Source organism: Bariatricus sp. HCP28S3_A7 (assembly GCF_052066375.1).
Classification (GTDB): Bacteria; Bacillota; Clostridia; order Lachnospirales; family Lachnospiraceae; genus Allocoprococcus.
In genome coordinates, this window is record NZ_JBQHSG010000009.1 from 92,161 (window position 1) to 115,401 (window position 23,241).

The window sequence follows — 23,241 nt, forward strand, 5'->3', positions numbered from 1 at the left end:
CCTAAAGTTTGTTATTTTGCCGTGAACCATCTACGGTCTGATGATTCTTCCAGCCTCGGCCATAGCTTCTACGATCGCATACATATTGGTCACAGAGCCAACGGCCAGTTTTTCTTTCAAATGGTAGTAATCCAGACATGTACCACAGGTCAGGATCTCTACCCCCTGTGCCTCAAGAGACTTTAAGTCTTCCAAAGAATCAGAACCTTCTGCAGTCAATGTAGCACCGCCATTGTAGAACAGCATCTTCTTCGGCAGTGTATCAAGCTGGGTTACTGCGAAAATAAATCCCTTGATCAATACTTTTCCAAGTTCATCATTGCCGGATCCCATACGGTCAGAAGAAACAACCACGATCGTGTCACCCTTTCTGTCCGGAGTGCAGACAGCTTCTTCAGCCTCCGCACTTGCCGGTGCTCCCTGCATTTTGATCGTAACCTTGAATTCTTTTTCTCCAAGCTTCTCAGAGCTTACTTCTCCGCCCTGTGCAGCTGCCATCTTCGTTACATTCTGAACAGCGATCTCATTATCTACCAGAACTTCGATCGTCTCCGGGCCGGTCAGCGCCTGCATTGCTTTTTTTGTCTTAATAACTGGAATCGGGCAGTTATCACCCATTGCGTTTACTGTAATCATTTGTCGATTACCTTCCTTTCTTTTGATGTTTTATGTCAAAATTCCCTTCTTCTCATTTATAGATACATTCTATCACTGAACTATACAAAGGTAAACTGTTATTTTTGAAATTTTGTGAGGAAGGGGGTTCAAGGGGGACGCCTTTGTCCATGTGGGGTGGGTTCCCGGACTCGCTCTCGCTCGGAGGAAAACGCAACGGTACTAAGCTTGCAGGGCGCCGCTGTCTGCGGCTGCTGCAAGCAAGTGCCGGCGTTTTCCACGGTCCGGGAACCCACCCCGCATGGACGAAGGCTGTGCGCTTGAACGAGAGCCGGGGAGTAAAATTCCAAAGGGGAGGGAATGTGATAAATTGTAGGGGTGTGAAAGACTTGCCTTTGAGTGGCTCCTACTTTGTAGGAGCCACTCTCGGCACTTGATATTGTATTGTTAGGGCTTTTGTTTTTTGTTTGCGACTGATTCTTGTGTTGTGGGTGCGAATAGTCAGCGGGATTGTCTCTGTGTGTGTAGCGGAGGTTAAGTGGAGCGTTCCGAAGATACATGCCGAAGATGTTAGGCGGCGGGAGGGGAGCTGCTTTCAGCGACCCTTCCGGCACCTTACATATTCGTGCATGAGCTGAGGTAGAGCGCAACGTCGTAGCTACACACATGGAGACAAGCACGCGTCCCTATTCCACCCGCCACTCCCCGTGCATGAGCTGAGGTAAAGCGCAACGTCGCAGCTACACACATAGAGACAATCTCGCTTCCCTACTCCACCCACCATCTCCCACTTGCTCCACAGGGGAGGACGAGTCCATTCGATGTTACGGGCAGTCCGATTTCCTGGGAATCGACGTAGCCGTTGTATTTTTTCAGTTCTGTTGCGAGCATGTAAGTCAAGACTGCAGGTGCAAGTCCGGTGGTGTAGGAGTTGATGAGGAAGAAGAGGGGATCATCCGACAGGATCTGTGTACAGAGTTTGATCAGGGGATGGATGGCATCTTCTATTTTCCAGATTTCTCCTTTGGGTCCCCGGCCGTAAGAGGGGGGATCCATAATGATCGCGTCGTAGTGATTGCCGCGGCGGATCTCGCGTTCTACAAATTTCATACAGTCGTCCACCAGCCAGCGGATCGGAGCATCTGCGAGTCCTGAGGACACGGCATTTTCTTTGGCCCAGGTCACCATGCCTTTGGAGGCATCTACGTGTGTCACCTGTGCACCGGCTGCAGCCGCCGCGAGTGTGGCGCCGCCTGTATAGGCGAAGAGATTCAGCACTTTTACAGGACGTCCTGCATTGCGGATCTTATCAGAGAACCAGTCCCAGTTCGTCGCCTGTTCCGGGAACAGTCCGGTGTGTTTGAAATTGAAAGGCTTCAGGTTAAAGGTCAGATCTTTATAATGAATCTGCCACTGCTCCGGGAGATCGAAGAACTCCCATTCTCCACCGCCTTTTTTGCTGCGGTGATAGTGCGCATTCCGGTTCTTCCATCCTTTCTGTGTCTTCGGGGTATCCCAGATCACCTGCGGATCCGGGCGCACAAGGAGATACTGCCCCCACCTTTCCAATTTCTCCCCGTTGGAAGAATCAATCACTTCATAGTCTTCCCATCCATCTGCAACCCACATATGATTATTTCCTTTCTGTATCTGATATTTGTTCCGCATGAATCACTCATCCGTATACATTCATTATTACTTTGTCACTATCTTTTTAGTATATCGAAAAAGTGCTTCCAGTACAAGCACAAATCTCCTCATTAACCAAAAGCCTTATCACCAGAGGTCTCTTACTGCAGAGCTGCCTCCTATCTCAAAGCAAAAAGAGATGTATGCCTCATCGTTATACACACAACGGGGCACACACCTCTATTTCGTTTTCTGTACTATCTTTTCAGACAGCCGGAATTTATTTCTCTTTCTTTGCCACAGCCGGGTTATCCTCTACAGTAATAACACCTTTCTTCCAAAGAATACGTGATGTAATGATTGCGATCGGAAGCATTGCAATAATCAGGAATCCGATTGCTCCGAACAGAGATCCGCCGGATGTAATTCTTACGAACAGTGAAAGGAGTGTTACGATAACAAGTACCGGAATAACGCCCTTTGTACCGCCTTTTACGATCTTGCTTCCTGAACTGCTGCTTGAGAACAGACCCAGAGTCAAAGAACCAAACAGAGCCGGAATGATATATCCGGAAGCCGTCTTGATCTGCGGGATTTCGAAAATGAAACCGATCTGTGAGCTCAGCAGAGCTGCAAGTGCCAGGATGACAATTGTCATGATAGATGAAACTGCTACTGCTACAGATGCAACTGCATCACCTTCCGGTGTATTCTGCTCTGTTTCTGTCAGCTTGATTGCATTGATTGCAACCGGGAGTTTCAGGTTCATGATATTACCGGTAATAAATGTCAGGTAAGATGAACTTCCCAAAATCGGGGTATAACTGATTGCTTCTGAAATACCAACCGGAATATAAATAAGCAGGATACTGATCGTTGAAACATTGATAACATCACCGAATGACGGCATTGCATCATAAACAGTCAGCACAACAAACGGAATTGCTGTCATATAGATCAAAGCGATGACCGTTCCGAGACGTCCTACACTGTGAGACCATTTCTGAAACGGATCCATTACTACACTGTTTTTCTCTTTACTCATAATAACTTCCTCCTCTATTTAAAGATGCTGGTCCACAGTACGGATGATGCCATACCACCGATCATTGAGAACGCCATGATAAAGTCGTTCAGCCATTTCAAACCCGGTTTCGCAGCCAGGACACCAAGAACAACAGCGATAATAAGACCGGTAACCATAACTAACGCCTGAATTGTATCACCGATCAGAAGAACCGGAACATAAACTGAGAACAGACATAACATAAAGCATCCGCTCAGAACGTATTTCCATGTGCTTGCATTTTCACTCTTGGAAACACTCATACATAACTTCTTTCCTAACGGAATTAATACGAAGAATCCACTCAGCATACCGATCGTCATAAGGATCATAACAACACCGAACTGGCTTCCTGTTGCCTGTTCCAGCATCTGTGAACTTGTCTCAAATCCGATTGCAGAAGCAACGCTGCTTGAGATCAGAGTCTCATAAGACAGTGAACCGATAACGGAAAGTCTCCACCATGACCATACAGTTCCGAGAACCGGGATCAGTGCAAACAGACCTACAACGATTGATAAACTTGGTACAATTGAGAAAACAAGGCTTGATTTGATAACTTTGCTCAATGCCTCTTTTGAAATTCCCATTTCAAGGCAGCGTGCATACGCTTTCTTTAAATACAGCAGCGAAAATGCTACAATGTACAGCAAACCGATTATAATCATAATCAGCAGCAATGGGCTAGTAATAATTTCTTTCATACGTCTTCTCTCCCTTTCCTTTTTTGAATCTTTGGTTATTTGTGTTCTTCCAGCCATCTCATGGCTGCATATGCATAAACGGCACTTCCCTGGGCAAGTACGGCATCATCGAATTTTACCATCGGATGATGTTGTGGATATTTGTACCCCTTGCTCGGTTCACCTGCCGCAAGTGCAAGCATAATTGAAGGTACTTCATGGCTTACATAAGCGAAATCCTCAGAACCTGCTGATTTGGATCCGCTTCCGCCACCGGACATCGCTGCAAGCTGTCCTGTTGTAAATGCTTTCGTCGGTCCAAGAAGTTCTCTCATATAAGTAGCAGTTGCTTCTGAGAGCTCATAGTCATTCTTAAGAACCGGACATCCCTTACCGAAATCTACCACCGCAGAAGCACGGAAACTTGCCGCTACGCCTTCTGAGATTTCCTGAATTCTCTGCTTGATAAAGGCTCTTACTTCTTCATCGTATGTACGGATCGTACCACTCATCATCACGGTATCCGGAATGACATTTGCCGCCTGGCCTGCATGAATCGTTCCGATCGTCAGAACCGCTTCATCTACCAGTGCAAGTTCTCTTGCATGAATCTCCTGCAAAGCAGTGATGATATGTGCTGCAACCGTGATCGGATCCACACCATTATTCGGCATGGAGCCATGGCATCCTTTTCCCTGAACACGGATCTCAAAACAATCCGCCCCCGGTGCACTGATTCCTCCGTCGCTTACAACAACAGAACCGGCCGGGAACGGCACACCTGCCATAACATGAATCATCAATGCCGCATCAACATGCGGATTCTCCAGAACACCTGCCTGAATCATGTCATGGGATCCGGCAGAAATCTCTTCTGCCGGCTGGAACATAAGTTTAACAGTTCCTTCGATCTCATCTTCATGAGCTTTCAGAAGCTTAGCTGCTCCAAGCATCATCGTTGCGTGCATATCGTGACCGCAGGCATGCATATTCTCTGTCTCTGATGCAAAGTCTACCCCCGATTCCTCATGCATCGGCAGAGCATCCATATCACCACGGATCAAGAATACTTTTCCCGGTTTTTTACCACCTGCAGTAACAACCACGCCAGCTTTTCCACAATCTTTCGGTTCATATCCCATTGCGGTAAGCTCAGCTTTTACAAAGGCTACAGTCTCTTTCAAATCAAAGCCGAGCTCAGCATGTCTGTGAAGATAATGTCTCTTCTCAACAAGCTCCTGCTCATGCCCCTGAGCCTCTTGTAATAAAAGTTCACCGTTCATAAAAACCCTCCTTGATTTTTCTCCTTGTCATTTAAGGAACATTAAAGGAACACTTTATGTATGGGATTATACACCCGATTTATAAAAATTGCAAATATGTTTATAAATATTGCCTATATTTTGTAAAAAATATATAAACAAAATGCTCTGTTTCATATTTTCGGAAGTTTCTTCTTGATTTTAGGAACACTTTAGGAGAAAATGATTTTGTATATCATCGGGAGGGGACCGCTATGAAAGAACATTTATTGATTATCTCATCTGAATATTTATCACAATACCTGAAAGATATGCTCCGTGATTATCCGGATCCGATTGAGTACCGGGTTATCGAATATCATTCTTTTTCTGAACTAAAAGGCATTTACTACGCAAATGAAAAATGGGCAGACGGAATTCTCACCACCGGTACAGTCGTGCAGACTGTCATTGAGCGGTCAGTTCCACACATTTCCATGCCACTTCTCTCACTTGCCACAGATAACGAGAGTTTTTACCGGATTCCTTTGACACTACTGATTGAAAACCGCATGCTGGATCCGGAGCGGATTATTTTTGATGTATTTGTCAATTCCAAACCTGCAGCTTCCGTCCGGGACCTGATTGAATACAAGAGCATCAATGTCATGTTTCCCGAATTCACCAAATGGCTTTCTTCTGCTTCTCTGGAAGAGTTATATCATGTGGAGGATCAGTCACTCGCAGAGATTAATAAACTATGGGAAAAAGGAAAGATCGATATGGTCATATGCCGTTACGGAAACCTCGTTTCCCGGCTCAAGGAACTGAAGATTCCCTGTGTGTTTGCCTCCTTCAGCGACGAATATATGTACCAGATCATTCAGCTGCTCCTTACCAAAATCAAAATCGATAAGCTGACCGCACATTCTCCTGCTGCTATATCAATCGCCCCACAGAATGCCGTCGCGGAAATCTGGGGTGTCTTAGAAGATGACAAATTGCAGAAAGCATTTCAAGATTTTACTATCCGATACGACCTGGATCTTTCCATCCATCGGAAGCATAATGCCTATTATATCATGACAGAAAAAAAGATTTTATCCTATCTGACCAATGATTTCCAGAAAAGTGTTCTTTCTGATTATCTGGATAAAAACACAAAGCTTTCGCTTACCGTCTCATACGGAATCGGCAATACAATGGATGAAGCCCTTGACAACACTCAGCTTGCTTTCCGGGCAGCCGGGAACACGACCGATTCCTACCTCGTTGATGCGGAGCACAAGCTGACCGGACCGCTTAACACAGATCATCCGGTGATTTCCAGCCAGATTCTCACGCCGCAGATACAGGAAATCGCTGATAAATCTTCTCTTTCTACTGCAACGGTCCACCGCCTGAACCGGCTTCTTATTCTCCTGGAACGGCGTGAACTGACAAGTGTGGATCTGGCTGAGAACTTTCATATTACAGTGAGGGGCGCCAACCGGATCCTTCAGAAGCTTGAAAGCGCCGGATTCGTTCATTCCACACTTCAGAAAAACAACCATATGAAAGGGCGCCCGACCAAAATCTATCATATCGACTGGGATATCTAGAAAACGTTTAAATATGATGCTAACACGATTTCCGGTAGAGTAGGCGGATGAACCTTTCATCCGCCCCTCATCAAACCGTGCATGAGGGTCTCCCTCACACGGCTTTCCGACATTCTTCTTTCTACAGCATTACGTCATGCTTTAGCCATTTTCTTTAATCCTTTTTCGTAAATGCTATTTCTAACAAATCCCACCTTTGACATATGATGTCGTCTTCGGTGCTTCTTGTTATACCATCTTGCAAAGGAGCAGATAATGTACCAGTCTAGTGTCTGCATCCATTTTTCATTTGTCTTAGTAGAATAGTAATTCTTCCATCCTGTGATTTTAGGATTCAGATTCTTTATTAAATCTTCTTCTTTTGCAACTAGCAGGCTTCGATTGTTTACATTCCTTTTGATTTCTGCTTTCATTTTCTTCATGGCTTTTCTGCTAGGGTACTGATAGGTTTCCTTATACAGTTGCCCTTTGCTTGTTTCTGTTGTCATTCTTCTGTGGTGCATTCCAAGAAAGCCAAATCCCTCTTTGCCATCCCAACCGGACTTGCACCGGCAAGTGTGGTCCAGCTTCGCTGGACACACGAAATAAAACAAGGGGAGACTCCTTCTCCCCTTTGTTCATTCTGTCTAAATCTCTCTTGTATATTTCGCCAGCCATTCTTTCTCTTCTTCATTCAGGTATGGAGAAACTTTCTCATATACCTGCTTATGATAATCGTTCAGAAGCTTCTTCTCCTCTGCCGTCATCATATCCGGATTGATTGCATCCAGATCCATCGGAACGTAAGTAATCGTATCCATATACATGAACTGACCATATTCATTTTTCTCACCCTTGCATACCAGAAGCTCGTTTTCCAGACGAACTCCATGAGATCCTTCAATATAAACACCTGGCTCATCGGTAATCACCATGCCTTCTTCCAGCGGTTGAATTTCATGTGCACGATACTGCCAGCGGAAACCGGACGGACCTTCATGGATATTCAGAAGATATCCTACTCCATGACCTGTTCCATGATTAAAGTTCATGTTTCTATCCCAGAACGGCTTTCTCGCCAACATATCCAGAGTTAATCCGGTACATCCATACATGAATTTCGCACTTGCAAGCATAAGATTACTGATAGCTACCAGCGTGAAATCATCCTTCATATACTGCGGGATCTCACCCAACGCATACGTTCTTGTAATATCAGTAGACCCTTCATAGAAACCTGCTCCCGTATCAGTCAGGAACATCGTCCCCTCATGAAGCACTGCATTGCTCTCCGGTGTTGCTGAATAATGTGCACTTGCCGCATGCTCTCCCAAAGCAGAAATCGGTCCGAAGCTCGGACGGATAAAGTTGCCCATCTCAACGCGGAACTCATCCAGCTTCTCAGAAGCGCTGATCTCAGTAATCTCCTGCTTTCCAATATTTTCCTTCAGCCATTTCATAAAACGAACGTGTGCCACACTGTCCTTAATCTGCGCCTTACGGATATTTTCAATCTCCACCGGATTCTTCATAGCCTTGAAAAGCTCTTCCGGATTCCGTTTTTCAACCTTAACGACATTTTCCGGTATATTGCTGTAAAGAGCATAATTCAATTTGCCCGGGTCGATCAGAATGACTTCTCCATCCTCCAATTTCTTAACATCTTCGTAAATGTTATTATACGGATGAAGAACGACGCCGTCTTTCGCAAGTGCTTCCTTAATCTCAGCACTTAATTTCTTCTCATTGATATACAATTCCATGCTGTCCATGGTAATGACCGCATAAGAAAGTACCAGCGGGAAGAATTCCACGTCATTTCCACGAATATTCAGAATCCAGCAGATATCGTCCAACGTCGTAAGAATGTGCTTTGCAGCGCCGCATTCCTTCATGTACTCACGAATTCTCGCCAGCTTGCTTTCTGTTGTCTCACCGGCATACTTCAATTCCAGCGCAAATACGGGCTCTTCAGAAAGTACCGGGCGATCCTCCCACACTTCATCAACCAGATCATAATCATACACGATCTTCGCATTCTTTTCCGCCGTGATCTTCTCATATTCAAGGCCGGATCCCATAGCGATTACTCTTCCGTCAAATCCCAGGACTCCGCCTTCCGGCACTGCTGTCTGCAAATATTCATTCAAAGTCGGCACTCCCGGTTCTCCCATTTTCATCAGCTCTACCGGAGATCCAGCAAGCTGCTTGCCTGCCTGAATAAAATATCTTCCGTCTGTCCACAGACGCGCTTCACTGGCTGTAATGACTGCAGTTCCTGCCGATCCGGTAAATCCGGTCATATATGCACGAGCCTTGAAATGTTCCCCCACATATTCACTTTGATGAAAATCTGCTGTCGGAATCACATATACGTCCATTCCCTTTTCAGCCATTTTCTCGCGCAATCTCGCAATTTTCTCTGCAATACTCATTTCTTTGCTACCTCTCTTCTCACGTTTTTAAGTAATAAAATAATGTATTTATATTTTGTCCAAGACAGAGCTTCTGTCCCTAACACTCAAAACGGTCCACCGGACCATTTTCTCATATGCATAGCAACTAAAACAGATCTTTTCAATCCGCTTTACCTACTTCTTCTGAGCCATAATCGCCTCATGTTCCCGCTCCAGCTCCCGGTACAGTTCCGGAATCGTCCAGCTCTGATTCGTGTCTGTCAGGACCGCTTTATAATCCACCGAACCGATCACTTTCTTTCTCATCAGAAACAATACCTGATTCAACTGCTGCTCCGCAAGCCCGGCAAACACAATCATTTCCTTTGCCAGAACAATACTTTCATCATCATCACTTTCAGACTGCGTCTCCACAATTCCGACAAGCTCACCAATCGTTTTATAATACTCTTCCGGCTCTACAAGCCTTACCTTAACCTTAAGCGTCATCAGAACCATCTGAATCTCACGCAGCTTCTGCTTATCCTTAAAATTAACCAATAACACGGTCGCCCGCATACTGTCACTCCTTCCACGCGATATTCCTTCTCGCTCTTGGCAGTGTAATTCTTCATCCATATAAGGTCATATCACGACGTTCTCACTGTGCATGAACATCATAACACACCTTCCCCAAAAGTTCCATGCCTCAGAAGAGAATTTTCATCTACTTTTTCTTGTCTTTCTTTGCGAACAGTAAAAAACACGCTTGTGAAATCTCTTTTTTTCAGTATAATAAGAAGAGATTCGGATACAAAATCCATATAAATGAAAGAAATGAGGTAATACCATGAACGTAATGACCGCCGGACTTCAAATGTTTGTCATGTTTCTGTTAATACTAACCGGCTATTTCTGCCACAAAGCCCATATGATCTCCCAGGAAAATAATGCCTGTCTTTCCAGGCTGGTTGTAAATGTCTTCAACCCTGCCATGATTTTCTCCAGCGTACTTGGGAATTCCGGAAACGGCACTGTGGACTCCATACCGCTTCTCTTTCTGGTCTCTGCCGGAATCTTTCTCTTCCTGATCATCCTGTCGAAGATCCTTGTTCGGATTTTCCGTGAGACAGGCGACCAGCAACAAATCACTGAACTCCTTTATATATTTGCAAATGTCGGTTTTGTCGGCATCCCTGTTGTAAAGGCACTTTTGGGAACGGATAAACTGATTTATGTTGCCGTATTTATCCTGGAATATAACATTCTGGTCTACACCTACGGCATCTCCCTGCTGAGACACGGTTCGAAAGGAACAGACACCCCAAAAGCCGCATTCCAATTGTCCACATTAAAACCACTGGTTAATCCGGGCACCATTGCCTGTGTAGCAACCCTTTTCATATTTGTCACCGACATCGTCCCTCCGCAGCCACTTAGCGACGGACTCCAGTATCTGGCAAATGCTACCACTCCGATCTCACTCATCGTAATCGGAGTCTCCCTGGGAATCCAGGCAGATCTCGTCTCCCTCTTCACCAGCGGGAAACGCTATCTCTTCTGCCTGTGCAAATTGCTGGTAATCCCGATAATCGGGACCCTGTTCCTCAAACGCCTTCCGATCTCTGATGGGATGTGTCAGGTTTATATGATCATGATGGCAATGCCTTGTGGGAATCTTATCCTGATGCTGGTTGAAGAAAGCGGACGGGACGGACGAGAATGTTCTTATCGAATTATCCTTTCCACACTGCTATCCATACTGACCATCCCAATCCTGGTATTCCTGTATCCATATTTATAATTTATCATAATCCGCATAAATATTTCCCCGGCAAACCACTCTGGCTTGCCGGGGAATCTTATTTCCATCCGAAATCATGTTCAAGAATGTACTGCATCAGGCCTTCACAGCCCTCTCGGATTTCCCGGTAAGCCACATCAAACCGCTCACTGTACCACGGATCGGAAATGCTGGCATTCCTTCCCGCGTACTGTAGCAGAAGCGAAATCTTCCCGCCCTTGTGGCCGGTCATCCGCTCAATGTTGCGGATGTTCATCGTGTCCATGCCGACCAGATAATCATAGTAGTCGTAGTCAGATTTCTTAAGCTGCACCGCTCTCTTACCGTCACACTTGAGGTCGTGGCGCGCAAGCTCCTGCCTGGCCGGCGGATAAACCGGGTTGCCGATGCCGTTCCAGATCTCCTCGGTGCTGGTCGCGGCGGATGCGATCTCAAATTGGTCTGAAAGACCTTGTTTTTCTGCCATGTCTTTGAAAATGAATTCTGCCATTGGGCTGCGACAGATGTTGCCGTGGCAGATGAAAAGTACTTTTATCATAGTCTCTATAAACCTCCATAAACCCTATAACCCTTGATTTTACGGGACTTTTCGGGATTTGAGTTTTTCTTCATTTTTTCATAAGTCTCCATAAATCCATATCACTACACCACTGATTGGTGTAGTAAATGGTGTAGTAGCGGTGTAGTTAACTTAACTAACCGTCACTTTTTTTCCGTCACACTTCATCCCATATTTCTCGTTTTCCGAATTGGTTTTTTGACGAAATTCTGTAATCTTCGCCATCTGATCTGCAGCATGTGCATAGTTTGCATGTGTATACACATTGAGTGTCACCCCTGCATCTGAATGCCCCATCAAATACTGCAAATCCTTAATATCCATACCGGCATTTGCATAATTTGTGCAAAACGTGTGTCGAAGCACATGCGGTGTAATATTAGGCAAAGGTCTGTCAGGATAAAGCTTCTTATATTTCTTCATTGCCCAACGCATCTCGTTCTCAACGTGAAGTGCAACCTTGGGATTGCCGTTCTTGTCAAGCATGATGAAACCCGTATACCCATCCACAACGACCTCTTTTTTGACTTTCGGACGCCTTGCAAGCATATTCTTTAAGGATTGATATATGCTGTCTGTCATCGGTAAAAATCTACATCCGCTACTGGTCTTGGTCTCCTCAACGTAATATTTCCCCCCCCCGTTCACGAACTAACTGATGATCCACACGGATTCTACGATTCTTAAAATCCAGATCCTTTTTCGTCAGTCCGCAAAACTCACTGACTCTCATACCGGTCTCAAGAAGAACGACAAACTCATCATAGTATTTACAATATGTATTATCATTCTTGATGAAATCCATCCAAATTTCTAACTGCTCATCTGTGAGGGCGATTCTCTGTTCCGAATCATTTACTACTGCATCAGTCAACTTAAACGCAAACGGATTCTTTCTAACAGCGTCTTCATCGTATGCCATCTGGAATGCCGGTTTGATAACTCCCCGCACGCTGGTAATGGTACTGTAACCTCTGCCGTCTTTCTGCGACTTCATGAACCACTGCTTTGCATCGGATACTTTGATAGTACTAATTTTTCGGTATCCGAACTCCTCTTTCTTAACCAGATTCAGAACAAACTGATAACCGACCTTTGTATTGTATCGTACCCCCTGTTTCAAACTAATATACTTTTCAATTAATTCAATCACAGTGATTTGTCCAGCTTCATAATCCAACCCATCATCAACTTGCTTTTGTATTTCCTTTTCTTTCTGACGAAGTTCCTGCAAAGTCGATGCATAAACGGTCTGCCTTTTGCCATGGAAATCGGTATACCTATACTGATAAACAAAATCCTTTCTCTGGCTTTCTCCCGTTTTCAGAATACGCCCTTTTTTATCTTTACGTTTTTTATTATTCATGTTCGAACTCCTTTCATTGCAAAGGAGTCTCGATGTGACATTTAAATCATATCACATTGAAGACTCTTTTTCTACGAAAAACTACAGATGTTAAATGGAAAAAGCCTGTTCAATGTATTTGTCGAATAAACGTCTCTTGATTAGTCGTTTACGCCCTACCCAGAGAACGAAATTGCAATTCTTGTCATTGGTGATCTGACGCAACTTACCAGTGCCAATGCCAGAGTATGCAGCCGCTTCTTCTAACGTCAAGTTTGCCTTTTCCCAAATCGGAATCTCTTTCATATCCAAACCATCCTTTCATTTTTATTTTTCATATTGAATATGGAAGATTTTTATTTTTTCGTTCCAATAGGTTCCTTGCATATCTAAGAAGAAACTTCAAAAAATCTCTCCTACCCAGTACATATTGTACCGAATAGGAGAGATTTCACACAAACTCCCAGCGCTGTATCCTTTTTACTTTACACCCTCAACACATAGTCCATCGAAATCCATCCAGTTCCACTTTTCAGCTTTCCCCATCTGGACGCCCCCTGCCCGGCCGCTTCATCTACAATGGTAAATGTTCCCACTCCTGTATACTTTCCGGTCTTTGGATAATTCGTTCCGGGGCCTTTCCGGATATTCAGGTCCGGGATCTTCACTCGAACTAGATATGGCTTAGATTCCTTTTCCACTTCATTCTTTTCTTCTTTCTCTTTTTTCCTCATCAAATTCTTCACCGCTTTTCGGAAACCGTCCATCGTATAACCCATATGTAATCCATTCCACAGATGCTCCGGATCTCCATGATTTGTCGCGATTCCTCTTGCATGTCCTTCTTTATGGCTTAAGACCACTCCGTCTCCCATCGGATCCAGCTCATACATCCGGCAAAGAATAGCAAACAGTTCCACTGCAGGCTCTGTCGAAGGAAGCACGGTTCCAGCTTTGGATAAATACAGATGCTTTCGGCTGCGGGCACCCGATCGAATGGAGCATCAATCCTTTTACTTTGATCTTCCTGCCCGCTTTATAACAAGGGTTCTCTTTCATCATTCTTTGTACAATCTTCACATTTCTCACCTCGATTCTCTTCTGAATACCTCCCGTATTCCGTTATTTCCTAGTCGCTCTATTCTTCCATCCTTCCGCCTAATGTGACTGCCTCAGCTTTTTATCCGGTTCTTTTTTCAGGACATCAATCACCTTCGTAATCGCTTCCGGCATCGGAAGTCCCATCAGTCCTGCATTTTCCACAATTGAAAGCAGTTCATTTGCAATAAATCCGATACAGACCGCATCTCGTACATAGTCTGTTCCAAGTAAAAGATCCAGTCTTGCTGCGATCAGAACGTAGAACAGCATCATACCTTTTCTGCATAATCCCTTAAATCCCGCTCTGCTCTCCAATGTTCCGTTCTCTGATTTAGGGCTTTTTCCAAACACTACCGGAAGAAGGAAACCGCCGGTTATCAAATCAATTGCCATGAAGAGTATCAATGTCTGTAACGCCAGATCCCAACCGCCAAAGGCTGCCGCAACAGCTCCGCCTGTCAGGCTGATAATGGTAAATATACGCTGTTTCATGTTATTTTCACTTCCTTTCCTTGAAATTTGGGTGCAAAAAAGGAACGACCGGTGGGTTAGCCGCTCCTTTTATGCTTCATTTTTTTCTCTCATAGTGATAGGCGTTACTTCTCGGTTATTTATTGAAATTCATCTGTCCCTTCTATTTTTATTCCCCATTCCTTCATCTGTCTAAGAAACGTATCTCTTTCCACTTCATATACTTGCGACTCTTCTGGTGCATCCGGTTCCTTGGTTTCTTTGAAATTTACCATAAAGCTGGAAAATGGATGCCATGCTGTATAGCCATATCCGCTTATTTTTTTCTTTTTCGTTTTCTTCAAGGCAAACAGAACACCTTCATCATAATATGGATAACATGCGGTGGTCTTTCCTCCTGTGGGACACACTCGTTTCATTTTCAACTCTTCCCATAAAAACCTCCTTTTAAATATCAGATACTTCATTGTACATCCGTCTTCATCCATAATCAACTCAGGCCAAGTTTGCCAAGTTATACAAAATGTTCCTATGATTAGCATACTCCACCCCACTATTGTTGCATCCCAATGGTTAAAGTCTGCGAGTTTCCCATCCCACGTAAGAAGGAAAAAAAATATTACTGAACACTCCCACCAAACTACATATCGTCTAACATCTTTACTACATTTAATAACCATCCTTTCCCATCCTTTCAAAACGCATTACTATGCATAATATCCCAACGATTTCATTTTCTGCAAGGAATGATCCTGGAGCATCTGTGTTCTGCTTCTTCTTTTTTTCACATTAGTATTAGCTTTTGCTTTGCTTTTTTCTTGCTTTTTTGATTTATTTTTATTTTTCTTATTCGTATTTGTTCTTGACATTGCTTCTGTTATACTAGAATAAATCAAACCATTTTCCAATCCAAATAATGCTTTCTCTACCAATGTAAAACCAGTTTTTCCCACATTAGCCGCATCCATACAGGTACCTATACTTATAAATGAACACGCTGCAGCCGTTACTCCATTAATAAGAGCATTTTTCTTACTTGCTCCATTATCCATGCTGAATATAAATGTCGATCCTCCCATTATAACCGCACCGGCCAGCGCACCTAACAGGGCCTTCTTACAAACCACACTAACTATAGTAGCAACCGCTATACCGGCTGCATCTTTCAAAGTAAATTTCTGTCCTACCACTTGCGCTGCCAAGAATGAAACTCCTACATTTACCAAAATATTAGCTGTCAGCCAAACACCTTCCGCCGCAAGTGCAAATTCTCCCTCTTTGTCTTGAAAGTTTACCGGATTATTATTACAGTATGCATACAGATTTTTCTCTGTCATCTCTCCCGGTTCTACAGTCAAAACTTTCACATCATCCGCATTCACAAATCTGCGCGTCTCCGGATCATAATACCGGCTGGATACATAATACAGGCTTACTTCCGCATCGTAATAATATCCTCTATACCTAAACGGGTTCTTTTCCGCCAGTCCATTCCCTGAGCCATCTGTTTTACTCAGCAGTTTTCCCCAAGTATCATACGTATAGGTTACTACCTCCGTTCCTGTACTGTCAATGAGTCCGGTGATATCTCCCTGGAGATTCTTCTGGTAGAAGTATCTCTCTCCTGCATATTCCATCGCAAAGAGATTTCCCTTGTCATCGTACAGGAAGTCCAGTCTGGTTCCGTCACTGCTTTTTTGTGCCAGGATGGCAGATCCGCTGGTGTAGAATTCCGTAGTGACGCCGTTCACCACTTTCTTCGTACGGATTCCGTCATTATCATAGCTGTTGGTCTGGGTCAGGTTGGTTCCTGTGATCTTCTTTAACCGTCTTCCCTGTTCCCATTCCATCGTCTTTCCTCGGTAGCTGAGCGGGTTGCCCATGACATCGTAGGTGATCGTCTGGCCTTTATAGGCGGTAAGCTGGTCCTTCCATGCGCTGTTTCCGTAGGTATAAGTATCCGTTGATTTCACGGTTCCGGATATGGTCGCTGCGGTAGTATATGCATGAACAACTCTCCTTCCATCACTGCAACTGCAGTACAAACCAAAACTATACGTTAACATTATAGTATACCACAGTTTCCTGAAAATGGGAATAAACCTGTGGTTGAAAATATTAGCACAAGAAATCGTACCGAATCACCGCACAGTTCTTCACGCCCCATGCAGCATATTCTTCATTGGTCATGTCTGTAAAATAAGACTGAACCACTCTTGCAATCCCGTTATGTGCAACCAAGATATAAGTCTTTTCGTCCGACTCTGCTTTAATGTCATCAAGCAAATTGTAGATTCTCTGTGCCAGACGTAATGTTGATTCACCGCCCTCATGACTGCAGGCAAAAGATTCTTTAGCTTTTTTGAAATTCTGTCCGTCACGTGGGGTGGACTCCCACTTACCAAAGTTCTGCTCAATCAATCTTGGTTCCACTCTGTATGGAATCCCTGTCATTTCGGAGATTAGCTGAGCAGTATCTGCGGCCCGACTAAGCGGTGAGCAGAGAATCTCATCTGCTTGAATTCCTTCGGCAATAATCTTACGACCGGTTTCTCTGGCCTGCTCACGGCCATATTCTGTAAGCGGACTTTCGGTAACTCCGCAAATCTTATTTTCAACATTCCACACGGTCTGACCGTGGCGATGAAACAAATCTGCTGCTTTTCTGGAATTATGGAATCATCCGGAACTGGACAGTGCGGTGGTTCTGCTCTGCCAATTCCCTGGAGCAGTCTGCCGGTATGACTGCAAAAGAATTTTTCCCACTTCTTCGCGAAAAAAAATCTTCCCATCTTACACAACTCTGGGAAGATTATCTGATACATCTGGCCTTTGCCATAAAAAATATAAATATGATTGTGGATGCACCGATCATTATCAGTGGATATCTGGCACCATTTTTCACCGAGGAAGATATTCAGATACTTCTAAAAAATGTTAATTCTGCTTCTCCTTTTCCGCTTGACAGACCTCAGATTTTGATTGGTAACCATGGACAATATACTCCAGCTATAGGTGCTGCACTGTTTTATGTGGATCAGTTTATACGAAGTGTATAGACGTGTCTGGCTTTCGTCCATTCACATCCTCATTCTCTGCGGTGTATCTCCATAAATCTTTTTAAACGTTCTAAGAAAAATCTTATAATTACTGATCCCATGGGCTGCCATCAGATTGGTGATGGAGTCATTGGAATAAATCAGCTCATCATGAAAGCGCATAACACGGACAGCATTTAAATATTCCAGGAAGGTCTGTCCCGTATATTTTTTGAAAATCCTGCAGAAGTATTCCCGGCTCAGTCCCAGATTTCCGGCAGCTTCATCAAGTGTCAGCGGTTCCCGATAATGCTCTCCCACCCAATCCATTGTCTGGGTGAGCCGCAAAATATCACGGTGAGACGCTTTCTGACCATCCGATGCCAGCCAGCAAGAATCATATCTGTAAAGACAGTACAAAAGATCATGAAGTCTGGCAGTAAAGAGAAGCGGATACCCATCCTCTTCCTTCTGGTAAATGTCCAGCATTTCCATCAGATAATGCGTTGGTGCGCAGGTCGAACCTTCCAGAGCAGTTCCGGCAGGAATCCATGTACCAAAATGGAGTACATCAAAATTTGGAAAGAACTGCTGAAGATATCGGGCGGAAATCTGAAGAAGAATATAACTGGTCGTATCTCCATGGGTACGGGTCATATGGATATCCTTGGAATTAATGATCAGGATATCACCTGCAGACAGTTCAAAAGTTTCTGCCTGAATAACCGCAGTCATCCCTCCGGAAACAATAAGAAGAATTTCCAGATATTCATGCCAGTGGGCCAAAATAGTGTGGGCCGGTTCCTGTACATAAGAAAAATGCACAGGCAACCGGCTGTTTTCACGGACCATTTCATAGGTATAAGCAGACATAATAGCATTCCCTCCTGTTTCTTCTCTATGGTATGTCAATTCTGACAATATTTTCTTTCTATATTTTAAGAAATAAATCAAAAAATATCAATATCAACCAAAAAATAGTCAAAAAAATGAATAGAAAAAAACACATATATACTTCATAATCAAGATATCTGAAAAATACAACCATGAAAATGATATATACGATCGGAGGGTTATTATGAAACTCAGAAAACGTCTGTTTCCAGGTACTACATCTGATGCTGTGACTGAGCGTGAGACAAAAAATCGCAAATTAGCCAGAAAGGCTGCTGCCGAAGGGTTCGTTCTTTTAAAGAATGATGAGCACTTTCTTCCTTTGCCGAAAGGAATCAGAATCGGACTTTACGGTGCCGGTGCGATCAAAACCATCAAGGGTGGCACCGGATCCGGTGATGTAAATGAACGTGACTGTGTAAATATTTATCAGGGTATGATAAATGCAGGCTATGAAGTAACCAGCAAAAAATGGCTAGATGACTATGATGCTCAGTATATTCAGGCAAGAGAAAACTGGAGGGATAAGATTTTCAAAAGCCTGCCGGAATATGACAATAATTTCTTTCGTGCCTACTCCGCAGCGCAGTTTCAGATGCCCTGCGGAAGTGCCATCGATGTAGAAGCTGCACGGGCAGATGGAGCTGACATCGCAATTTTTGTCCTGAGCCGAATTGCCGGTGAAAATGCAGACCGATCTGTGTCTGAAGGCGATTATCTGATCACAGCAGAAGAAAAATCACTGCTTACCCAGGTCTGTGAGGCTTATCAGGATGTAGTTCTGGTAATCAATACCGGCGGTCTTGTAGACCTTGGATTTACAGATGAATTTTCCAATATCCGTTCCATTCTGCAGTTTATGCAGGCCGGTCAGGAAGGTGGAAATGCATTTGCTGATGTGATCAGCGGCGATGTCACTCCTTCGGGAAAGATGACCGATACCTGGGCACTGACTTATGGAGATTATCCCAATGCTTCCTTCTTCAGCCATAACAGCGGCGATGTTTACAAGGAGGAATATAAAGAAGGAATTTATGTAGGATATCGCTATTTTGACACATTTGACGTACCGGTACGTTACTGCTTTGGCCATGGACTTTCCTACACGGAATTTGAGATGAATGCCGGAGATATCGCTGTAAATGGTATGGGAACGTCAAATCCAATGGTATCCGTCCACGTAAATGTAAAAAATGCAGGTGCCATATATTCCGGTAAAGAAGTTGCTCAGATCTACGTATCCTGCCCACAGGGCAAAATGGCAAAAGAATACCGCAGGCTTGCCGGTTTTGGAAAAACTCGTCTTCTGTCTCCCGGAGAGAGCCAGAGCCTGGAAATCTCCTTTTCCCTCTACCAGATGGCTTCCTACGACGAAGACCAGGCTGCATGGATTCTGGAAAAAGGAGCCTATGGTATCTGGGTGGGAAATTCTCTTGACAGTGCCAGACTAATCGGTTCCCTGAAGCTGGATGAGGACGCGTGCATGGTACAGTGCGAACATATATGTGAGAAAAAGCAGGAACTGGAAGAGATGATTCCAGATATTTCAAAAATGAAAGAAAAAGAAGCTGCATGGCTTGCGATGACAGATAAGCTTCCGACAATCGAACTGGAGGCTTCCGATATTCCATCAGAAACCATTTCGTATTCCGGTATTCCGGATAAACTACCAGGTAAAGCAGGAGATATTACCGAAAGCCTGTCCCTGGATCAGCTTGTTGCCTTCGCAACGGGAGATGTAAATTCCGGACAGAGCGAATTTGGTTCCGCAGGACAGACCGTTCCGGGTGCAGCAGCTGAGACTGTTTCCATAGCAGCTAAGGATCCCTGGAATGTAGCCAGTATCGTGCTTGCAGATGGCCCCGCCGGTATTCGTCTGAAACAGACCTATCAGGTATTTGAAGGAAAAATTGAAGCCGGTGATCTGATGGAAGCACTGGAAGGTGGATTTTTTGCAGCTAAACGTGGAAAAAGAGGCACCACATATCACCAGTATTGTACTGCTATTTCTGTGGGAACCCTTCTTGCCCAGACATGGAACCTGCCGCTTATCAAAGAAATAGGCGAAATGATCGGACATGAAATGGAACTGTTTGAGGTAACTCTGTGGCTGGCACCAGGTATGAATATCCACAGGAATCCTCTTTGCGGTAGAAACTTTGAGTATTATTCAGAAGATCCGCTCCTTTCTGGTATGATGGCTTCCGCCATGACTCTTGGTGTACAGAAGGTAGCGGGATGCGGAACCACTATCAAGCATTTTGCATGCAACAACCAGGAAGATAACCGTATGGGATCTGACAGTGTGATTTCCGAAAGAACGCTTCGCGAAATCTACCTGAAAGGATTCGAAATCGCTGTGAAAAACTCTCAGCCAATGTCCATTATGACCTCCTATAATCTCATCAATGGTGTCCATGCCGCGAACTGCTATGATATTTGTACAAAAGCCGCCAGAGACGAATGGGGATTTGCAGGAGCGATCATGACAGACTGGACTACTACCACAGATTCCACTGCAGGCATTTGTACCGCTTCAGGATGTATGCGTGCCGGAAACGATATGGTTATGCCAGGAGATCCTGCTGACCACGAGAACATCCGCAAAGAACTGGATGAAGGAACTCTGGATATCCGCGAGCTGAAACGCTGCGTATGCAATACCATCCGGGTAGCACTTCAGTCTAACCAGTACGAGGACGCTGTAAGCTATCTGGATCAATTCGAAAATCTTGACACTTATATGACAGCCAAATAAAAGAAGCATAAATTTGCCCCGTCGGGGTCTGTGCAGTGAACTCTGTACAACTTCCGCCGGGGAATTTTATTTTTATTCTTTCATCCATGTTTTTGATGAAATTCTATACCGATGTAATGGGTGTTTCCAGCGGCCTGGTGGGATTGATGATGATGGTTGCGCGAATCGTTGATGCATTTACTGATGTGGCGAACAAAATAAAAATGTCCCATTTCTCATTCTCCTGCTCTTTTCTTATCACAATTCAAGCTTCCGGTTAGCGCTTTAAAAGGCTTTTTTCTACGCTCTCCCAAAGCCAACCGCCTCCTTGTGTTTCTGTCTTGATTATACTATAATCAAGGCAGAATTGCACATAGCAGATATAACTCTTAACACAACGAAAGAAAAGAGATGATTAAAAATGTACATATTTCTTATCGGCAGCATACTTGCCATCACACTGGCCTGGAAGTCTCATCACTTCTCCGATAATATCCAGCAGCAACTGCTCGTTTTTCTTGCTGTACTGTTCCCGCTCTCAGAGCTGGTCAAGCAGATTCTTTTGTTCATAAATAACGACTGTACCTATGACTGGTGGTATTTCCCATTCCAGCTTTGCAGCATCCCAATGTATCTGCTTCCTTTATACTGTCTTCTCTCTGAGAAATTCTTGGATCTCCGCAAAGTACTGGCTAATTTTATGGTTGATTTCGGTCTTCTCGGAGGAATCTTCGCATTTGCCGATACCAGTGGCATGCACTATGATCTGCCTGTACTCACACTACACAGCTACCTCTGGCACTTTCTTCTAATCTATCTCGGTTTCTTTCTGATATTTACCCAAAGAAACAGTTCCCTTCCAAAGGATTTCCTGCTTCCGGGTACCCTCTTTCTTCTGTTAGTTGGAATTGCCACATTGCTGAATATGGCCTTACATACCAAAGGACTCATCAACATGTTTTACGTCAGTCCTTACTATCATATGCAGCAGATTGTCTTTGCGGATATCGCCCTAGTCACCGGGCAGACCACCGGACGACTTATTTATCTTGCATCCGAACTGCTGGGAGCTTTTCTTATACACTTGGGCTCAATAATGTTCCATCCGTTGAAATCGTAACGACCTGCCACGGAATGAATTTCCCGCTAGCCTGCAGCGCTTTCTTAGCGGCCATCACCAATCCTCCGCAGCAAGGCACTTCCATCCGCAGTACGGTAACACTGCAAATATCATTATTTGCAAAAATCTGTGTCAGTTTCCCGCTGTAATCCACCGAATCCAGCTTCGGGCAGCCGATCAGCGTGATCTTTCCGCGCATAAATTCTTCATGCACATTTGCACAGGCATATGCCGTACAATCCGCCGCAATCAGTATATTTGCACCGTCAAAATACGGCGCGTTTACCGGAACCAGTTTGATTTGGCACGGCCACTGGGCAAGTCTGGAAGTGCAGGAAACGGACCTTGCCATTTCATCTTTTTTCTTCTTATTCGCCAATACGGCCTGTTCATCATAAGCCGCCGCCTCACGTTCCACGAACGTAATTGCACCGGTCGGGCATTCCGGCAGACAATCCCCCAGCCCGTCACAGTAATCATCCCGAAGAAGTTTTGCCTTGCCATCCACCATGCCGATGGCCCCTTCATGACATGCGTTTGCACACGCACCGCATCCATTACATTTATCTTCATCAATTTGTATAATTCTTCTGATCATATTTTTTGTCCTCCTTGTGCTTCTGTTTGTATTATACTATAATCAAATCAAAAATTCGGTGGTTATAACCACAAAAGGAGAATTCATGGAGAAATTTTTATCACCTGTTTTTCAGGGAATTAATGATACTGAATGGCAGAAAATGCAGACTATCCAATGCATGCATCAGGCATCTTTCGCAAAAAATGCCGTCATTTTCCATGCAGGCTCAATGATATCCGATGCCGGTATCGTGATGCGTGGCAGTGTCAATTGTTGGACAGCGAATTGAGGGAGACGCAAACGACAAATTATTTTTCCGTCCTTTAAAGAATCGACCGCGCAGTCTGGGAGCTAATGGCAGATTGACAGCGATAATACGGCA

Annotated in this window: 26 protein-coding genes and 1 pseudogene; 7 read left to right on the plus strand and 20 right to left on the minus strand. The window is 44.3% G+C overall.

What is annotated here, in order from left to right; translation table 11 throughout:
* Positions 1–30 precede the first annotated feature (30 nt).
* The 5 genes from yedF to ACTNA4_RS08385 form a co-directional block, all read right to left on the minus strand.
* The gene (gene yedF / locus ACTNA4_RS08365) at positions 31–636 is read right to left on the minus strand and encodes a sulfurtransferase-like selenium metabolism protein YedF (RefSeq protein ID WP_427806646.1); all 606 of its coding nucleotides are present in this window, start codon (positions 634–636) and stop codon (positions 31–33) included.
* A gap of 747 nt (positions 637–1,383) precedes the next feature.
* A complete protein-coding gene (locus ACTNA4_RS08370; protein WP_441029615.1) occupies positions 1,384–2,244 on the minus strand; it encodes a class I SAM-dependent methyltransferase in 861 nt (286 codons plus the stop codon).
* A gap of 280 nt (positions 2,245–2,524) precedes the next feature.
* A complete protein-coding gene (locus ACTNA4_RS08375; protein ID WP_427818784.1) occupies positions 2,525–3,289 on the minus strand; it encodes a hypothetical protein in 765 nt (254 codons plus the stop codon).
* Positions 3,290–3,303: 14 nt separating this feature from the next.
* Complete coding sequence (locus ACTNA4_RS08380; protein ID WP_427818783.1) at positions 3,304–4,014, minus strand: DUF5058 family protein; 711 nt, start codon at positions 4,012–4,014, stop codon at positions 3,304–3,306.
* 35 nt (positions 4,015–4,049) lie between these two features.
* The gene (locus ACTNA4_RS08385; RefSeq protein WP_427806641.1) at positions 4,050–5,276 is read right to left on the minus strand and encodes a M20 metallopeptidase family protein; all 1,227 of its coding nucleotides are present in this window, start codon (positions 5,274–5,276) and stop codon (positions 4,050–4,052) included.
* A gap of 233 nt (positions 5,277–5,509) precedes the next feature.
* Between ACTNA4_RS08385 and ACTNA4_RS08390 the strand changes: the two genes are divergently transcribed.
* Positions 5,510–6,835 (plus strand): hypothetical protein, encoded by a 1,326-nt coding sequence (locus ACTNA4_RS08390; protein ID WP_441029572.1) that lies wholly within the window; start codon positions 5,510–5,512, stop codon positions 6,833–6,835.
* Positions 6,836–6,969: 134 nt separating this feature from the next.
* On the opposite strand, the gene ACTNA4_RS08395 is transcribed toward ACTNA4_RS08390, so the two are convergent.
* The 3 genes from ACTNA4_RS08395 to ACTNA4_RS08405 form a co-directional block, all read right to left on the minus strand.
* On the minus strand, positions 6,970–7,257 hold the full coding sequence (locus ACTNA4_RS08395) for a group II intron maturase-specific domain-containing protein (protein ID WP_441029575.1): 288 nt from the start codon (positions 7,255–7,257) through the stop codon (positions 6,970–6,972).
* A 204-nt stretch (positions 7,258–7,461) separates the two neighbouring features.
* Positions 7,462–9,249, minus strand: coding sequence for an aminopeptidase P family N-terminal domain-containing protein (locus ACTNA4_RS08400; protein WP_441029578.1), 1,788 nt, complete (start codon positions 9,247–9,249; stop codon positions 7,462–7,464).
* A 156-nt stretch (positions 9,250–9,405) separates the two neighbouring features.
* Positions 9,406–9,789, minus strand: coding sequence for a DUF3783 domain-containing protein (locus tag ACTNA4_RS08405; RefSeq protein WP_427818778.1), 384 nt, complete (start codon positions 9,787–9,789; stop codon positions 9,406–9,408).
* Positions 9,790–10,060: 271 nt separating this feature from the next.
* Between ACTNA4_RS08405 and ACTNA4_RS08410 the strand changes: the two genes are divergently transcribed.
* Complete coding sequence (locus ACTNA4_RS08410) at positions 10,061–11,014, plus strand: AEC family transporter (RefSeq protein WP_427806636.1); 954 nt, start codon at positions 10,061–10,063, stop codon at positions 11,012–11,014.
* A gap of 58 nt (positions 11,015–11,072) precedes the next feature.
* Here the strand turns inward: ACTNA4_RS08410 and ACTNA4_RS08415 are convergent, their stop codons facing one another.
* The 10 genes from ACTNA4_RS08415 to ACTNA4_RS08460 form a co-directional block, all read right to left on the minus strand.
* Positions 11,073–11,552 carry a low molecular weight protein-tyrosine-phosphatase gene (locus ACTNA4_RS08415; RefSeq protein WP_427806634.1) on the minus strand — a complete coding sequence of 160 codons (480 nt, stop codon included), beginning with the start codon at positions 11,550–11,552 and terminating at the stop codon, positions 11,073–11,075.
* A gap of 153 nt (positions 11,553–11,705) precedes the next feature.
* Positions 11,706–12,155, minus strand: coding sequence for a tyrosine-type recombinase/integrase (locus ACTNA4_RS08420; RefSeq protein WP_441029582.1), 450 nt, complete (start codon positions 12,153–12,155; stop codon positions 11,706–11,708).
* 37 nt (positions 12,156–12,192) lie between these two features.
* Positions 12,193–12,939, minus strand: a complete 747-nt coding sequence (locus ACTNA4_RS08425; protein ID WP_441029585.1) for an integrase DNA-binding domain-containing protein — start codon at positions 12,937–12,939, stop codon at positions 12,193–12,195.
* Between the two features lie 90 nt (positions 12,940–13,029).
* Positions 13,030–13,224 carry an excisionase gene (locus ACTNA4_RS08430; protein ID WP_441029588.1) on the minus strand — a complete coding sequence of 65 codons (195 nt, stop codon included), beginning with the start codon at positions 13,222–13,224 and terminating at the stop codon, positions 13,030–13,032.
* Between the two features lie 179 nt (positions 13,225–13,403).
* Positions 13,404–13,838: an SH3 domain-containing protein gene (locus ACTNA4_RS08435; protein ID WP_441029591.1), complete on the minus strand. Its 435-nt coding sequence runs from the start codon at positions 13,836–13,838 to the stop codon at positions 13,404–13,406.
* Positions 13,804–13,998 carry a hypothetical protein gene (locus ACTNA4_RS08440; RefSeq protein ID WP_441029594.1) on the minus strand — a complete coding sequence of 65 codons (195 nt, stop codon included), beginning with the start codon at positions 13,996–13,998 and terminating at the stop codon, positions 13,804–13,806. Before ACTNA4_RS08440 ends, ACTNA4_RS08435 begins: the two co-directional genes overlap by 35 nt.
* A gap of 78 nt (positions 13,999–14,076) precedes the next feature.
* Positions 14,077–14,511 carry a phage holin family protein gene (locus ACTNA4_RS08445; protein ID WP_427806745.1) on the minus strand — a complete coding sequence of 145 codons (435 nt, stop codon included), beginning with the start codon at positions 14,509–14,511 and terminating at the stop codon, positions 14,077–14,079.
* Between the two features lie 119 nt (positions 14,512–14,630).
* On the minus strand, positions 14,631–15,170 hold the full coding sequence (locus ACTNA4_RS08450; protein WP_427808719.1) for a hypothetical protein: 540 nt from the start codon (positions 15,168–15,170) through the stop codon (positions 14,631–14,633).
* 27 nt (positions 15,171–15,197) lie between these two features.
* Complete coding sequence (locus ACTNA4_RS08455; protein WP_441029597.1) at positions 15,198–16,556, minus strand: RHS repeat domain-containing protein; 1,359 nt, start codon at positions 16,554–16,556, stop codon at positions 15,198–15,200.
* Positions 16,557–16,608: 52 nt separating this feature from the next.
* The gene (locus ACTNA4_RS08460; protein WP_441029600.1) at positions 16,609–17,142 is read right to left on the minus strand and encodes a histidine phosphatase family protein; all 534 of its coding nucleotides are present in this window, start codon (positions 17,140–17,142) and stop codon (positions 16,609–16,611) included.
* A gap of 89 nt (positions 17,143–17,231) precedes the next feature.
* On the opposite strand from ACTNA4_RS08460, the gene ACTNA4_RS08465 reads away from it, so the two are divergent.
* Positions 17,232–17,549 (plus strand): hypothetical protein, encoded by a 318-nt coding sequence (locus ACTNA4_RS08465; protein WP_321069887.1) that lies wholly within the window; start codon positions 17,232–17,234, stop codon positions 17,547–17,549.
* 21 nt (positions 17,550–17,570) lie between these two features.
* Here ACTNA4_RS08465 and ACTNA4_RS08470 read toward each other — a convergent pair whose 3' ends face one another.
* Positions 17,571–18,401, minus strand: coding sequence for a helix-turn-helix domain-containing protein (locus ACTNA4_RS08470; RefSeq protein WP_441029603.1), 831 nt, complete (start codon positions 18,399–18,401; stop codon positions 17,571–17,573).
* Between the two features lie 205 nt (positions 18,402–18,606).
* On the opposite strand from ACTNA4_RS08470, the gene ACTNA4_RS08475 reads away from it, so the two are divergent.
* From ACTNA4_RS08475 to ACTNA4_RS08485, 3 genes and pseudogenes are all read left to right on the plus strand, one after another.
* The gene (locus tag ACTNA4_RS08475) at positions 18,607–21,180 is read left to right on the plus strand and encodes a glycoside hydrolase family 3 C-terminal domain-containing protein (protein ID WP_427808712.1); all 2,574 of its coding nucleotides are present in this window, start codon (positions 18,607–18,609) and stop codon (positions 21,178–21,180) included.
* A gap of 62 nt (positions 21,181–21,242) precedes the next feature.
* A pseudogene (locus ACTNA4_RS08480) lies at positions 21,243–21,368 on the plus strand (MFS transporter); the annotation flags it as partial.
* 212 nt (positions 21,369–21,580) lie between these two features.
* The gene (locus ACTNA4_RS08485) at positions 21,581–22,279 is read left to right on the plus strand and encodes a TMEM164 family acyltransferase (RefSeq protein ID WP_441029606.1); all 699 of its coding nucleotides are present in this window, start codon (positions 21,581–21,583) and stop codon (positions 22,277–22,279) included.
* Here the strand turns inward: ACTNA4_RS08485 and ACTNA4_RS08490 are convergent.
* Positions 22,236–22,877: an ATP-binding protein gene (locus ACTNA4_RS08490; RefSeq protein WP_441029609.1), complete on the minus strand. Its 642-nt coding sequence runs from the start codon at positions 22,875–22,877 to the stop codon at positions 22,236–22,238. The genes ACTNA4_RS08485 and ACTNA4_RS08490 overlap by 44 nt on opposite strands.
* Positions 22,878–22,962: 85 nt before the next feature.
* Here ACTNA4_RS08490 and ACTNA4_RS08495 point away from each other — a divergent pair, with 85 nt between their 5' ends.
* Complete coding sequence (locus tag ACTNA4_RS08495; protein ID WP_441029612.1) at positions 22,963–23,148, plus strand: hypothetical protein; 186 nt, start codon at positions 22,963–22,965, stop codon at positions 23,146–23,148.
* Positions 23,149–23,241: the final 93 nt, after the last annotated feature.